This window comes from Enhydrobacter sp. (genome assembly GCA_025808875.1).
Lineage (GTDB): Bacteria > Pseudomonadota > Alphaproteobacteria > Reyranellales > Reyranellaceae > Reyranella.
Genome location: CP075528.1, coordinates 4732916 through 4746740, shown reverse-complemented (window position 1 = coordinate 4746740; position 13825 = coordinate 4732916). Strand labels below are relative to the sequence as shown.

General features: G+C 66.8%; 14 protein-coding genes. 5 read left to right on the top strand and 9 right to left on the bottom strand.

Annotated features, from left to right (window positions below):
• Positions 1 to 25: 25 nt before the first annotated feature.
• The 6 genes from KIT25_23590 to KIT25_23565 all read right to left on the bottom strand — a co-directional run bounded on the left by KIT25_23590 (position 26) and on the right by KIT25_23565 (position 6103).
• Complete coding sequence (locus KIT25_23590; GenBank protein UYN94962.1) at positions 26 to 1723, bottom strand: ABC transporter substrate-binding protein; 1698 nt, start codon at positions 1721 to 1723, stop codon at positions 26 to 28.
• A gap of 31 nt (positions 1724 to 1754) precedes the next feature.
• Positions 1755 to 2648, bottom strand: coding sequence for an ABC transporter permease (locus KIT25_23585; protein UYN94961.1), 894 nt, complete (start codon positions 2646 to 2648; stop codon positions 1755 to 1757).
• Positions 2648 to 3604: an ABC transporter permease gene (locus KIT25_23580; GenBank protein UYN94960.1), complete on the bottom strand. Its 957-nt coding sequence runs from the start codon at positions 3602 to 3604 to the stop codon at positions 2648 to 2650. Before KIT25_23580 ends, KIT25_23585 begins: the two co-directional genes overlap by 1 nt.
• Before the next feature lies 1 nt (position 3605).
• Entirely contained in the window at positions 3606 to 4379 is a 774-nt protein-coding gene (locus KIT25_23575) for a GntR family transcriptional regulator (GenBank protein UYN94959.1), read from the bottom strand.
• 119 nt (positions 4380 to 4498) lie between these two features.
• Positions 4499 to 4927 carry a hypothetical protein gene (locus tag KIT25_23570; GenBank protein UYN94958.1) on the bottom strand — a complete coding sequence of 143 codons (429 nt, stop codon included), beginning with the start codon at positions 4925 to 4927 and terminating at the stop codon, positions 4499 to 4501.
• A gap of 12 nt (positions 4928 to 4939) precedes the next feature.
• Entirely contained in the window at positions 4940 to 6103 is a 1164-nt protein-coding gene (locus KIT25_23565; protein ID UYN94957.1) for a hypothetical protein, read from the bottom strand.
• A gap of 37 nt (positions 6104 to 6140) precedes the next feature.
• Here KIT25_23565 and KIT25_23560 point away from each other — a divergent pair, with 37 nt between their 5' ends.
• On the top strand, positions 6141 to 6302 hold the full coding sequence (locus KIT25_23560) for a hypothetical protein (protein ID UYN94956.1): 162 nt from the start codon (positions 6141 to 6143) through the stop codon (positions 6300 to 6302).
• A 72-nt stretch (positions 6303 to 6374) separates the two neighbouring features.
• The gene (locus KIT25_23555; GenBank protein ID UYN94955.1) at positions 6375 to 7520 is read left to right on the top strand and encodes an LLM class flavin-dependent oxidoreductase; all 1146 of its coding nucleotides are present in this window, start codon (positions 6375 to 6377) and stop codon (positions 7518 to 7520) included.
• Between the two features lie 352 nt (positions 7521 to 7872).
• Here KIT25_23555 and KIT25_23550 read toward each other — a convergent pair whose 3' ends face one another.
• Both KIT25_23550 and argC read right to left on the bottom strand, forming a co-directional pair.
• Positions 7873 to 8325, bottom strand: coding sequence for a GNAT family N-acetyltransferase (locus tag KIT25_23550; protein UYN94954.1), 453 nt, complete (start codon positions 8323 to 8325; stop codon positions 7873 to 7875).
• A 5-nt stretch (positions 8326 to 8330) separates the two neighbouring features.
• A complete protein-coding gene (argC, locus tag KIT25_23545; GenBank protein UYN94953.1) occupies positions 8331 to 9290 on the bottom strand; it encodes an N-acetyl-gamma-glutamyl-phosphate reductase in 960 nt (319 codons plus the stop codon).
• Between the two features lie 254 nt (positions 9291 to 9544).
• On the opposite strand from argC, the gene KIT25_23540 reads away from it, so the two are divergent.
• Positions 9545 to 10027: an L-2-amino-thiazoline-4-carboxylic acid hydrolase gene (locus KIT25_23540; protein ID UYN94952.1), complete on the top strand. Its 483-nt coding sequence runs from the start codon at positions 9545 to 9547 to the stop codon at positions 10025 to 10027.
• A gap of 10 nt (positions 10028 to 10037) precedes the next feature.
• Here KIT25_23540 and KIT25_23535 read toward each other — a convergent pair whose 3' ends face one another.
• Positions 10038 to 11399, bottom strand: coding sequence for an alpha/beta fold hydrolase (locus tag KIT25_23535; protein ID UYN94951.1), 1362 nt, complete (start codon positions 11397 to 11399; stop codon positions 10038 to 10040).
• 67 nt (positions 11400 to 11466) lie between these two features.
• Between KIT25_23535 and KIT25_23530 the strand changes: the two genes are divergently transcribed.
• Together KIT25_23530 and KIT25_23525 are read left to right on the top strand one after the other, a co-directional pair.
• Positions 11467 to 11931 carry a methylated-DNA--[protein]-cysteine S-methyltransferase gene (locus KIT25_23530; protein UYN94950.1) on the top strand — a complete coding sequence of 155 codons (465 nt, stop codon included), beginning with the start codon at positions 11467 to 11469 and terminating at the stop codon, positions 11929 to 11931.
• Positions 11932 to 11971: 40 nt separating this feature from the next.
• Positions 11972 to 13822 (top strand): uroporphyrinogen-III synthase, encoded by a 1851-nt coding sequence (locus KIT25_23525; GenBank protein UYN94949.1) that lies wholly within the window; start codon positions 11972 to 11974, stop codon positions 13820 to 13822.
• Positions 13823 to 13825 lie beyond the last annotated feature (3 nt).

Sequence of the window (13825 nt, the reverse complement as noted above, 5' to 3'; positions counted from 1 at the left end):
ATGAATTCTACTCATCGGGCAATGCTCAGTAGCCCATCTTCTTCTTGAGGTCCTGGTCGACCCACAGGCGCGAGTAGATGGGGCCGGGACGCACCGCGCCGGCACGCAGCTCGCCCTGGTAGTTCTTCACCCACGGCCACCATGCCGTGTAGATGTACGGCGTGGGCAGCCAGATGTAGGGCGCCTTGTCGAGGATCTCGACCGTCATCTCGCGCAGCATCTTCTGCCGCTCGCCCTCGTCGCGCGTCGCGTAGACCTTGTCCATGCGCGCGTCGTAGGCCGCCTCGGACCAGCCCGACGGATTCCACTGCTGCCCCGTGGTGAAGCTCTTGCGGATGGTCGTGGTCGGATTGGTATGGCCGTTGTTCATCATGTAGCCGACGGCCAGCGTCCGCGAAGTCATGGCGCTCAGGAAGGCGCCATACTCCATGGGCTGGATCTCCATCTTGACGCCGACCTGCTCGAGGTAGGCGGCGACCAGCGGCAGCAGGTCCATGTGGTCGGGGCTGCAGGAGCAGACCTGGACCTTGAAACTGAAGCCGTTGGGATGGCCGGCCTCGGCGAGCAGCTTCTTGGCCTTGGCCGGATCGTACTTGTAGAGTTCCTGCACCGACGGGGGCATCTCGTTCAGCGGCTGGAAATAGCCGACATAGTCGGGATGCATCGGATAGGCGAAGAGCTCGGCATTGCCGCCATAGTACTCCTTGACGATCTCCTGCTTGTTGACCGCCATGTTGAGCGCGCGCCGGACGCGCACGTCCTTGAACGGGCTGTCGACGTCGACGCGGAACGACAGGAACGTGCCGCTCATGTTGAGCCAGCGGTTCCACTTGAGCTGCGGCGCGCTCTTCTTGAGCGACTCCACGTTCTGCCAGCGGATCGCCTCCAGCATGTCGAGCTTGCCGGTGCGCAGCGCGGTGATGAAAGTCGCCTCGTCCTTGATCGTGCGATAGACGATCTTGTCGACGAACGGCAGCTTGTATTCCTGGCCGGCGATCTTTTCCTTGTCCCAGTAGTCGGGATTCTTGGTGTAGGTGTTGGAGTTTCCGGCGACGAAGTCCGTCAACATGTACGGCCCGGTGCCGTTGACGTTCTTCCAGTTGCCCGCGCCCGCCTCGACGACTTCCTTGGGATAGATGCCCGAGAAGTAGCCGTAGCCGAAGCGGTAGTCCCATTCGGCGAAGTAGTCCTTGAATTCGAAGACCACCGTGTGCTTGTCGGTGGCCGAGACCTTGGCGACGTGGTCGAAGTAGCCCTTGATCTTGCGCGGGCTGTTGTCGAGGCGGTTGTAGACGTAGACCACGTCGTCGGCGACGAACTCGCGCTTCTGCATGACGCCGGGCTTCTCGGGCCACATGATGCCCTTGCGCAGCTTGATCTCGACGCGCAGCGGGTTGTCCTTCCACTCCCAGCTCTCGGCCAGCTCGCCGCGAATCGCGTCGGATGGCAGCCACGCGTCGGCGATGAAGGGATGCTTGCCGCCGGCCTTCACGCTCTTGGACAGGTCGGCCACGAACAATTGCTCGTAGACCAGGCCGGTGTCGTGGTTGTGCTTCCAGTTGAAGTCGTGGGCGTCCCACGACAGTGCGGAAAGCGTGACGTAGACTGTGCCGATCTCCAGCGTGCCGCCGTACTTCGGTTTCTCGCCGTTGTCCGCGACGGCGGCTCCGGTCGACGCCAAGGCCATGGCGCCGCCGAGTAGTGCTGCCTTGAAGTGCTTCATGCCGTTTCTCCCTCTCTCTTGACCTTGCTTCCTAGCGGCCGCCGCGCATGCGCGGATCGAGCATGTCGCGCAGCGCGTCGCCGTACACGTTGATCGCGTAGACCACGACGGTGATGCAGAGACCGGGCGCCAGGGCGAGCCATGGCGCCATGTACATGAAGGAACGCCCCGAGCCCGACAGCATGCCGCCCCAGGTCGGCGCCGGCGGCGGCACGCCCAGACCCAGGAAAGCAAGGCCGGCCTCGACCAGGATCACCGCGCCGACGCGGGTGGTGAACAGCACGATGACGGGCGCCATGACGTTGGGCAGGATGTGACGCCAGAGGATGCGGGGCATCGACGCGCCGGTCGACTGCGCGGCGTGCACATAGGCGTTTTCGCGCACCGACAGCACTGCGCCACGGATGATGCGGCTGCCGCCGATGCCGTAGAGCAGGCCAAGCAGGAAGATCACCGGCCACATGCCCGGCCCGACGACCGACACGACGACGATCAGAATCACCAGGTCCGGAAAGCTCATCCAGGCGTCGACGAAGCGCTGCATCACCATGTCGAACTTGCCGCCGACGTAGCCCGAAACGATGCCGATCGCGATCGAGATGACGGTCGCAAGGGCGGCCGCCGACAAGCCTATGATCACGGAAATCTGCGCGCCGTAGAGGCAGCGCGAGAAGACGTCCCGGCCAAGATTGTCGGTGCCGAACCAGAATTTCGCGCTTGGCGGCTTCAGCCGGTTGACCGGGCTGATCTGGTTGAAGCCGTAGGGCGCCAGGAGATCGGCGAAGATTCCGCAGAACAGGAAGAGCAGGCAGATGACGAACCCGAAGGCGCCGAGGGGCTTCTCGCGGAAGAGCTTGCCCAACGAGCGCAGCAAGCTCGCCTGGGCTGACGGTGGGGGAACGCTGGCTTCGGCAATGACGGCCATCAGCGATACCTCACCTTGGGATCGAGCAGGCCATAGCTGAGATCGACCAGCAGGTTGATCAGCACCACGGTGACACCGACGATCAGGAACACGCCGGTTATGATGGGATAGTCGCGTTGGCTGACGGCCTCGAGCAGCAGCAGTCCCATGCCCGGGATGACGAAGATCTGCTCCAGAATTACAGTTCCGCCGACCAGCACCGGCGCCTGGAGGCCGACCAGCGTGACGACGGGAATGAGCGCGTTGCGCAGGGCGTGGCGCAGGATGGTCGTGCGACTCGCCAGGCCCTTGGCAAGTGCGGTGCGGATGTAGTCCTGCCGCATCACTTCGAGCATCATGGTGCGCGTGAGCCGCATCACGACGGCCGAGAAGGCCTTGCCCAGGATCAGGGCGGGGATCGCCATCTGCAGCATGTGGCCCCACGGATCCTGCGTGAAGGGCACCAACTTGACGTCGGGCGACCAGCCCCACCAGATCGCCGGGAACACCATGACCAGCGTGCCCACCCAGAAGCCCGGCAGCGCCAGCGCCAGGATCGAGAACGACCGTGCGACATAGTCGCCGACCGTGTCCTGCGCGACGGCGGAGTAGACGCCGATCGGGATGCCGACGATCAGGGCGACGATCAATGCCATGAGGCCGAGTTCGAAGGTCAAAGGCAGGCGATGAAGGATCTCCTCCATCACGGAAGTGCTCTGCCACAGCGACAGGCCGAGGCTGCCCTCGAACAACAGCGCCCCGATCCACTTGAAGTACTGGCTGAACATCGGCTGGTCGAGGCCGAGCGCCGCCTCGAGTTGCTCGCGACTCTTCTTGCCGGCCGAGATGTCGTGACTCGACAGCATCAGGTCGATGATGTCGCCCGGGATGAGGCGAACGGTGATGAAGACGATGAGGCTGGCGAAAAACAGCGTCGGGATCAGCGCGAGCAGTCGGCGAATGATGTAGGCCTGCATGTCAGTCGGCCGCCGCCGGTTCGAGACGCTGCGCGGTCATGGCCGCGATCATATGATCGCGCGACGTCTCGAGTACCGTGCGGGCGATGCGCTCGGCGCCGGCGGCGTCGCCGGCCTTGATCGCCCGCAGGAGGTCGCTCCAGAAACGGGCCGATTGCTGGCGGCGGGCGCGCGTGTTGAGGTCGAGCGGCGTTTCGGCCCAGGCCATGCGCCACAGCGCCCGGCTGGTCAGTTCCTCCAGCATGCGCAGCAGCGGCCGGTTGCCGCTGTAGCGTGCGATCAGGTGCTGGGCGTCGCCGGCAATGGTGGCGTACTCGCGCGGGCTGCTGTCTCGCGTCTCGGCCAGCCGGCGGAGCCGCGTCACCCGCTCGGCAAGCGGATCGATCAGCGCGGGCACCGCCTGCTCGGTGGCCTGGCGTGCCGCCAGGCCGAACAGCACCGCGCGCACGCTGAACAGCGCGGCGAGGTCGGCCGGATCGAAGGCGCGCACCCGGGCACCATGGCGTGGCACGATCTCGACGAAACCGCGCCGCTCCAGCATGCGGAACGCCTCGCGCACCGGCCCTCGGCTGACGGCGTAGAGTTCGGCGAACTCTTCTTCTTTCAGGCGGATACCCGGCGGGTACTCGCCGTTCATGATGCGATGGCCGAGATGGTCAGCGATCTGCTGCGGCAGTGTCAGGGCGCAGATCGGCGGGCCATCGGACTCCGGGCGCTCGACACCAACGGGCTCCGATCGACTCGATGCACGCGCCAACCGACGCGCCTTTGCCATGATGGCTGGCGACCCGTCCACACTCTCCTCCCGACAGGCGCTCTTGTCGGCGCCCCCTCGCGACAGGCATTTGCGAACGCAGCCGGAAAACTGTCAACAAAAAACAAACAGCACGCCGTTCAGGAGCCAATAATGGCATCCTCGATCGTCGCTAGGTCAGCGTGACGTCTCCAGATGCCCAGGCGAAACCGTGCCGGCGTGCTGCTTGAAACGTGCAAGCGACGTTCGGCGACGGACGCATCGATCGAGCAGCCGAGCAGGACCGCCGGCTCGATTGGGGTCGCGCCTTCGATCACAGGCGCGCCGGCCCGCAAGGCCCCCAGACGCAGGACGGCGAGCAGCGGCGATTCGCCAGCTGGAATCGGAAACGAAGCGCCTCCTGGTCCGTATCCCTGCGCGATCAGCCAGGACGCAACCGCCCCGCTTTGCCGCCACGCCTGGGCATTGGTTAAGCGGCTCCATTCATTGCCCGCGCGATGCGGCAGCAGCGGAGCCGTCGGCGCCTTCTCGGCCCGGTCCCTGAGCAGATCGATGACGAGGTCGACCATCGCGCAAGGGCCTTACTTGTCGAGGGCGTGGAGGAGCGACTTGGCGAGCAGTGCGTCCAGTCGGGCATTTGGATGGCCGTCGTGCGGTATGGCGTAGAGGTGCCAGTCGCGCGATTCCTTGCCGATGATCTGGCGCACCGAAACCATCTTCATGCCGAGCGCCTTGATCGATTCGAAGGTCGGCAGATGGTCGAGATCGTTGGCGCCCGGCACGACTTCGTCGGGCCACTGGTAGATGAGCACCAGAGGCGCCTTGTAGCGTTCTTCGACGAGTTCCTTCAGCCGCGCCAGCAGGGCCACGTAGAGGTCGGTCTGCTCGCGCTGCAGCGAAGCGCCCATCGCGCGCGCCACCCAGCCCACCCGGCTGCGCGCCAGATAGGCGGCACCGGCCACCGGATTGGTCAGGCGATGCTCGAGGAAGCTGCCGGTGTGCCGCACGCGCCCATCCTCCTCGAGAACGTAGCGCGGCGACAGGGTAAGCCACCCGCCATCGCCGGTGACGCGCATCAGCTGATCGGGAATGATCCAGGTGATCACCGCCTCGACCTTGCCGACGACGTGCGCATCGTAGAGGCCGGCCTCCATGGCGCGGACGAGATGATTGGGCCCGTAGCCAAGCACGCCGAGATTGACGACGTGCGACTTCGTCCGCAGTCCCTGCGCGAACTGAGACGGCAACGTCTCGTCATCGGCCAGTCCCTCGCCGAAGACGAAGGAATCACCGATGAACAAGTAGGTCGGCGCCTGCGGCACCGATCCCGGCGTCCGGCGCGCGCCGGAAGGTTCGATCGTGTAGGTCTGATGGAAGACCGTCTTGTCGCCGAAGGTCGCCAGCACCTCCACGGACGTATCGGGCTTCGGCCGATAGCCGACGACCGAGTCGTAGGGACTCCATTGGGCGGGCTTGTTGACCTTGACGACCGCGAAATTCCTGGGTGGCACGTCAATCAGGCCGAAGGCGACTTCGAAGCCCGTCAAGCCGACCAGCAGGGAAGCCAGCACGAGCGATGAATTGCGCCAAGCCGTCGAGCGGAACAACACCACGCCTGCCAGCGCGAAGACCGCGCCAACCGCCAGGCCGACCGCCAGGGGAAACCAATAGACGGCGGCGACGAAGGCCAGGACGAGGCCGCCGGCGACGATCGCCGTGGTCATCCGTCCGCGCGGACGAGTCATGGCGGTTCCATAGCAATATCGACGCGGATGTGAAATCGTGGAGTTCGAAGCGAGGTCAGTGCCGATGTCGTTCGCCGCGTGGCCGCTGGCCCCGGGACCGGCGCCCGAACACGGCCAGCACACGTCGGAGATTCTGCGGGAGCCGGACTACGAGGAGGCCGAAATCGCGAGGTTGCGGGCGGCAGGCGCCATCGCCTGACGAACCTCCGGCCTTGCACCTCGGCCCGCCACGGGCGGACAATTCCTCCAAGCAGACAAACAGGAGGGCGCCATGAAGGTCGGGATGGCCATGAACATGCTCTACGAGCAGGGGAAGCCCGATGTCGCGGTCGTACACGAGCACTTTCAGCTCGGCGACCTGGTCGAGCCGCTCGGCTTCGACTCGTTGTGGGCGCTCGAGCATCATTTCACGGGCTACGCGATGTCGCCCGCGCCGACGCAGCTGCTGGCCTATTTCGCCGGACGCACCAGGCGCATCCAGCTCGGCACCGCGGTGATCGTACTGCCGTGGCACGACCCGATCCGCGTCGCCGAGCAGATCGCGCTGCTCGATATCATGTGCGGCGGGCGCTGCCTGTTCGGCTTCGGCCGCGGCGCCGCCAGCACGGAGTACGAGGGCTTCCGCATTCCCATGGGCGAAGCGCGCCCGCGCTTCGTCGAGGCGGCACAGATCGTGGTCAAGGCGCTCAGCCAGGAGGTGTTCGAGCACGAGGGCGAGTTCTTCAGGATCCCGCGCATGTCGATCCGGCCGCGGCCGATCTCCCATCCCGAGCGACGCTTCTACGCGAGCTCCGTCAGCCCCGAATCGGCCGAAGTCATCGCCAAGCTCGGCTTCGGCATGCTGTTGATCATGCAGAACGAGTGGAGCAAGTGCCGCGAGGACATCGACAAGTTCCAGACGATGTCGGTCGCCGCCGGCTTCGCAGCCAAGGCACCGATCATCCTGACCAACATCTCGTGCGCCGAGAGCCGCGAGGAGGCGCAGGAACGGGCCTTCAAGTACCTTGGCCGAAAGTGGCAGTCGATCGACGACCACTATCATTTCTCCGACGGCCACCTTGCGTCGGTCAAAGGCTACGAGGCCTACGGCAAGACGGCGAAGACCTACGCCAAGCTCAAGGATCCGGCCAACCTCAAGAAGGCGACCGATTTCTACGTCTCCATCCAGATCGTCGGCACACCGGACGACTGCCTGCAGCAACTCGGCCAGCTCCGGCAGATCACCGGCATGGACCATCTCGTCGCGGAGTTCTCCTTCGGCAACCTGCCGCATCACGAATCGGAAAGGAACATGCGCCTCTTCGCCGACCGGTGCCTGCCGACGCTTCAGCGGGATGCGGCGTTCGCCGCTTCGCCGGCGGCGAGTGCGCCGCAACGTCGCCGCGCCGCCGGCGAAGGCATCTTCGCGCCGGCCTAGAGTCGGGCGGCCCGCGCAAGCGCATCGTGGCGAGCGCCGTGGCTCCCGGCGGGACCGTCCGCGGTGCGTCCACTCCCCGAGGACCGGTCGGAGGCCGATGGCATGGGCCTCCGAGGCGATTCGTCCACGAATTCTCGCTGTCCACGGAGTCCACCGAGTCCACTCGTCCACAGGCCGATGTCTCATCGATGTCTCACCGGGTGAGACATGACAAGCAATTGATCTGACTGGATATTCTCCTGAATGTCTCACGGAGACATGCGGCCCCCCGGGCGGCATGTGTGCCGGAAAGTCCGCAAAGGCCGGAAATTATCTGTCTCCCCGGACGATGCGAACCTCGCCGGCAAAGACCCTAAGCGAACCGCTTGCTCATGTGGACGGTGATGCCGAGGCCCGGTGTCTCCTCTTCGCGGTCGATCGTGTAGCCCAGCCCGAGATAGAGCCGGACGTTCGCCTCGAAGCGCTGGTTGGTATAGAGCCGCACCTCGCGGTAGCCGGCGGCGCGCGCCACGGACTCCGCATGCGCCAGCAGCGCGCGGCCGATGCCCTGGCCGTGGCGGCCGGACGCCACGGCGACGTTTTCGACCAGCAGGTGGTCGGAGCGATCGATGGTCTCGATCAGGCCGACGAACTCGCCGTCCGCCATCGCCATGTCGATGCGGTTCAGCCTCACGGCCGTGTCGTAGTTGACCGTCATGGGTTTGGGCTCGCGCCCGATCACGGGCACCCACTTGGCGTAGGCGTCGCGCGTCAGGGCGCGGACGGCGGCCGCGTCGGCGGCCACCGCCCGTCTCAGGGTGAACATGGCGGCTAGGCGACGGCGAGACCCGTCGTCTCGTCGACGCCGGTCTTGAGGTTGATGCACTGCACCGCCGCGCCCGACGCGCCCTTGCCGAGATTGTCGAGCGAGGCGATGGCGAGCACGTTGCCGTCGGCGTCGTTGCCGTAGACCGCGAGCTCCATCGTGTTGGTGTCGATCAGCCGGTCGGCCCGCAGGAACCGGTCGCGCTCCAGCCACTTGCGGTCGGCGAGCGGCCGCACCGGCACGAAGGTCTCGCCGGCGTAGTAGTCGGCGAGCACACCTTGCACGTCCTTGGCGGTGACCTGCCGGCTGGTGATGTCGCGGGTGATCGGCACGGTCACCAGCATGCCCTGGGCATAGTGGCCGACCGACGGCACGAACAGCGGCGCGTGGCTGAGGCCGGAGTACTTCTTCATCTCCGGCACGTGCTTGTGCGTGAGCTCCAGCCCATAGAGGCCGAACGGCTCGACGCCTTCCTTCTCGTGCACGGCGATCAGCTCCTTGCCGCCGCCGGTGTAGCCCGAGACGCCGAACACGGCAGGCGTCGAATCGGCGCGCACGATGCCGGCATCGACCAGCGGCCTGAGAATGGCGATGGCGCCGGTCGGGTAGCAGCCGGGATTGGAGATGCGGTTGGAGTCCCTGAGCTTCTGGCGATGCGACTTGGTCATCTCGGGAAAGCCGTAGGTCCAGCCGTCGGCGACACGATGCGCGGTCGAGGCGTCGATGACCACGGTGTCGGCGTTGCCCAGCGCGGCCACCAACTCCTTGGCGGCGGCGTCGGGCAGGCAGAGCACGGCGATGTCGGCAGCCCTGGCGATCTCGGCGCGCTTGCCGAGATCCTTGCGGTCGGCCAGCGGCAGCTCGAGCAATTCGATGTCGGGCCGATCCTTCAGCCGGTCCAGGATCTGCAGCCCGGTCGTGCCGTGCTGGCCGTCGATGAACACCTTGGTCTTGTTGCTGGTCATGGTCTTCTCTCTCGCAAACTAAGGGCCTTGGGGGACTGGCCGACTGGAGAAGAAGGTTGGAATGGGAAGCCGCTCACCCTCTCCAGCGGCTTCACGAAACGACGCGCTTTTACGCGCGCGTGTCTTGGCGCCGCTTGGAAAAGCGGCGGCGTCGCGACCGGAGGAGGGCGAACGGCTTCATCGCGGCGGCATATTTCATCCGACAGGCACGATGTCAAGGTATAGGCTCGAAAATCCACAGTGGGAGCCGCCGCATGACCCAGTCCGCCCATCCGGAAGGCCTGTCGATGCTGGAGAAGCGCCGGATCGAGGCCGAGATCCTGAAGGAGGTCTATCTGACCCTGAAGGAAAGCCATGGCGAGGCGGTGGCCCGGAAGACCATCGCCGAATCCGTGCGGCGTTCGGCGATCGAACAGGCCAGGGCCTTCGCCGCGGCGGCCCCCGGCGGCACCTCGCTCGAGGCCTTCGAGGACGTGATGCCGCTGTGGACCAAGGGAGGCGCCCTGGAGATCGAGATCAAGGAACGCGGCGAGGACGTCTTCGCCTTCAACGTCACGCGCTGCCGCTATGCCGAGACCTATCGCGCCATGGGCCTCGGCGAGATCGGCCATCTTCTGTCCTGCAATCGCGACGGCGCCTTCTGCGAAGGCTACGATCCCAAACTCAAGCTCGAACGCACCCAGACCATCATGCAGGGAGCGAGCCACTGCGACTTCCGCTACACCTACGAGCGGTGACGGCCGCCCCTCAATTGGTGAATTCGGCGACGACGACGTGGCCCTCCTTCGCCGGAAAGGTGCGAACCGGAATGGTCTCGTTGTTGAACACGGCCACCACCGTGCGTGGCGCGGCGTCGAAGGTCAGACGGCCAGTCGACGCTCCCGGCACACCGTCATTGATTCCGGGCGGCAACTTGCCGTCGAGCGAGAACTTGTCTCGACCGACTCCGAAATAGCCACGCGGACGGCTCATGAGGACGACGGCGCCCGCTCCATCGTCGTTCCTGCCCAAAGGTACCGGCCGCAGGTGCACCAGCTCGCTCGATCGCAAGAAGGGCGAGCGGTAGATGTGCGTGGTTGGCCACCCCTCCATGCGCAGCACGAACTCGTAATGTGCCTCCGACTTGCCGATGAACGGCCCCCAGACGCCGTCGGCGCCGGTGACCTTGCGATGCGCCGGCTGCGGTCCGCGGCGCTCGCCGGTCTTGGGATCGACGTCGTGAATCTCCACCTCGGCGCCCGCCATCGGCAAATTGGTGTACACGCCTCCCGCCATGCCGGTGACGCGACCGTTGAGCACCGGCAGCGGTTCCGCGGCAATGAACAGCGTCGGTGCCGGCTTGCCCAGGATGAACTCGAACTGCGCGGCAAAGGCCAGCTTGTGGAAGGCGACCTCGCGGTGGTCGAGGCCTTCCAGGACGATGTTCTTCGCGCCGCGCAGCTCGGCGGCGTCGTAGCTCACGCCTGTCGGCTTGCCCGGGGCGCCGACGAACCGGCCGTCGGGCTGGGCGTACTTGTCGTTGTTGTCCGACCGGATAGCCATCATCTCGACGCCCGGGACGCGATCGTCGACACCGGCATTGAGGCCCTTGAGAAACGGCGCGGCGCCGTTGAACTCGCTGCCCGGCAGCAAGACGTCGGAATCGACGATACCCTTGTTGGGCGTTCCGCACAGAACGGCATGACTCACACCGGCCGCGCCATCGCCGTTCTTGAGGTAGTTTCGAACCGCGTTGCCGCCGCGGGACGAGGCGATCAGCGCGACTTTGCGCTGCCCGCTGGATTTATGCGCATGGGCCACGAAGGCCGCGAGTTCTCGGAGCTGGTCATCGCTCGACGAGCGGTTGGCCTGTGGCTTGGAATCGTCGCTACGGGCGACCGGATTGACGAAGTCGATGGCGAACAGCCGATCGCGTCCCAGCCCGCACGATTCGAAGCGCCAAAGATTGTTGATCCACAGCGCCGACGAATCGCCGTTGCCGTGGACGAAGACGATGGGTGGCGAGGCCGTGTCGGCAGAAGTACGCTGCGTCTGGCTGAACACGGTCGGCGCCCACAAGGACAGCCCTCCCGCCAGCACGGCGCGTCGTCCCGGACGCCAGACCGTCATCGAGTGCTCCCCCGAGGAATGTGCTGCCATGTTGGCAAATGTCGGGCTCGGACGCTACGCTGACCCGATGCCCCTCTGCTACGTCGACAGTCCAGTCGGGCGCCTCGCCCTCGAGGCCGACGGCGACGCCCTGACCGGCGTGCGCTGGGCGGCTGCAGGCGAACGCGCCCGCGACACGGTCAAGACGTCCTTGCTGCGCGAGGCCGAACGTCAGCTCCAGCGCTATTTTCGCGGTCGCCTCGAGCGGTTCGATCTGCCGCTTGCCGCGCGCGGAACGGACTTCCAGCGGCGTGTCTGGGCGATGATGCGCGACATTCCCTTTGGGGAAACCGCGACCTATGGCGGCCTCGCCATGGCGTTGAATTCGGGACCGCGCGCCGTCGGCATGGCCTGCGGCCGCAATCCCATCCCCATCGTCGTGCCCTGCCATCGCGTGCTGGGCAGCGGCGGCACCGCCGGTGGCTTCTCCGGCGGTCGAGGACTGCCGACGAAGCGGCAACTTCTGGCCATCGAGGGCGTCGTCCTGCAGTAGCCTCGTTGCGTCGCTGGGCGGTGACGGCTAGGGAGACCGGATGCGCGTGCTGATCACACGGCCGGAACGCGAAGCGGCGGTGCTCGCCTCGGCACTCGCCGAACGCGGATACACGCCGGTCGTCGCGCCGCTGTTCCAGCTCCATATCCTGCGGCCGCCCGAGGATTTCGCCGCCGCGCTTGCGGCCTGTCAGGCGATTCTCGTCACCAGCGCCAACGGTGCGCGTGCGCTCGCCGAGGCGACCGACCAGAGAAGCAAGCCCATCCTGGCGGTCGGCGACACCACGGCGGCGACGGCGGAAGGCCTCGGCTTCAGCTCGGTCGTCTCCGCCGATGGCGACGCGGCCGCGTTGACGGCACTGGTGCACGAACATCTGGATCCCGCCAGGGGCCCGCTGCTTCACGTATCGGGGGTCGATGTCGCCGGCGAACTCGCTCCAGACGGTTTCGAGACGCGCCACTTTGCCCTCTACGAGGCGCGTGAGGCCGAAATATTGCCGGAGTCGGCGCGCGCAGCGCTCGAGGCCCGCGCCGTGGAGGCGGTGACGTTCTTCTCGCGGCGCGCATCGGCCGCCTTCGCCAGACTGGTCGACAGTGCCGGGCTGACGGAAGCCTGTCGGGCCACCACCGCCGTGGCCATCAGTCGGGCTGCCGCCGAACCCTTGCGGACGCTGCCGTTCAGGGCAACCGTCGTCGCCGACCGCCCGACTCGCCAGGCCGTGCTCGACGAGATCGACCGCCTGGCCACTGCCGTCGTACAAGGATCCGACACCATGAGCGACCCCGCCTCTCCACCGTCCTCGGCGCCGTCCATGCCGCCCGTGCAGGCTCGACGGGGCCTCGGCTGGCTGGGCGCCTTCCTGACCGGGCTCGTCGCCGCCGTCGTTGTGTTGGCCGGGGCTCTCGTGTCGCTGCCCTACTGGCCGGAGGAAGCGCGCACCCTGTGGCGCGGGGCGACGGCTGCCCCGGTGCCGCCGACGCCCGTGCCCGACGCGACCGGCGCCATCGATGCCGCCAGGCGTGAACTCGGCCAGCGCCTCGACGACCTCGACCGCCGCGTCCGAGCCGTCGCCGCCACGGCGGCTCAGGCCGACCGGCCCATTGCAAGCGATCCCTCGATCGCCGACTTGCGCGCGCGCGTCGACGCGCTCGAGAAGCGGCCGGCGCCTGAGGCTGTCCCCGTCCCAACCGCCCCTGCCGGAGGCGAGACCGACAAGGACGTTGCCGCCCTGAAGGCGGAATTCGACCGTCTGAGCGCCGCGCTCGCCACCCTCGACCGAGTCGTGGCCGAGCAGAAGGGGGCGATCGGCAAAGCGCAGGCCGCCGCGGGCGCGACCGATGCCGGCATCCAGAATGCCGTAGCCGCGGCCCGCGCGTCGGCCTTGATCGGCGTCGCGGCCCGCCTCAATGCGGCTCTCGAAGCCGGCCTGCCCTTTGCTTCCGGCTTGGCGTTGCTCGAGCCGCTCGTGAAGGGCGACGCGAAACTCACCGAGGCGGTTGCCGCTCTGCAGCCGCTGGCGACGACGGGCGTGGCGTCACGCGCGGTTCTGGCGGCGGATTTTCCTGCCGTCGCGAAGGCGGTGTTGGCCGAGGACGTCGCCGACGATTCCTTCGGCGAGCGCGTGCTGAGCAAGATCCGCGGCATCGTCTCGCTGCGCCGCGTCGGCGCCGATGTCGAGGGCGACACCGCCGAAGCGAAGCTGGCGCGCGCCGAGGCGGCGCTCGACGCCGGCGATGTCGCCAAGGCGGTCGGGTTGGTGAAGACGTTGCCGCCACAGCCCGGCCGCGCCGCGGCATCGTGGCTTTTGCGTGCCGAAGCCCATCTCGCCGCGCGCGGAGCGGTCGACCAGATCGCGGCGGCCGCGGTCGCCCAACTCGCCGCGGCGCGCTGACCG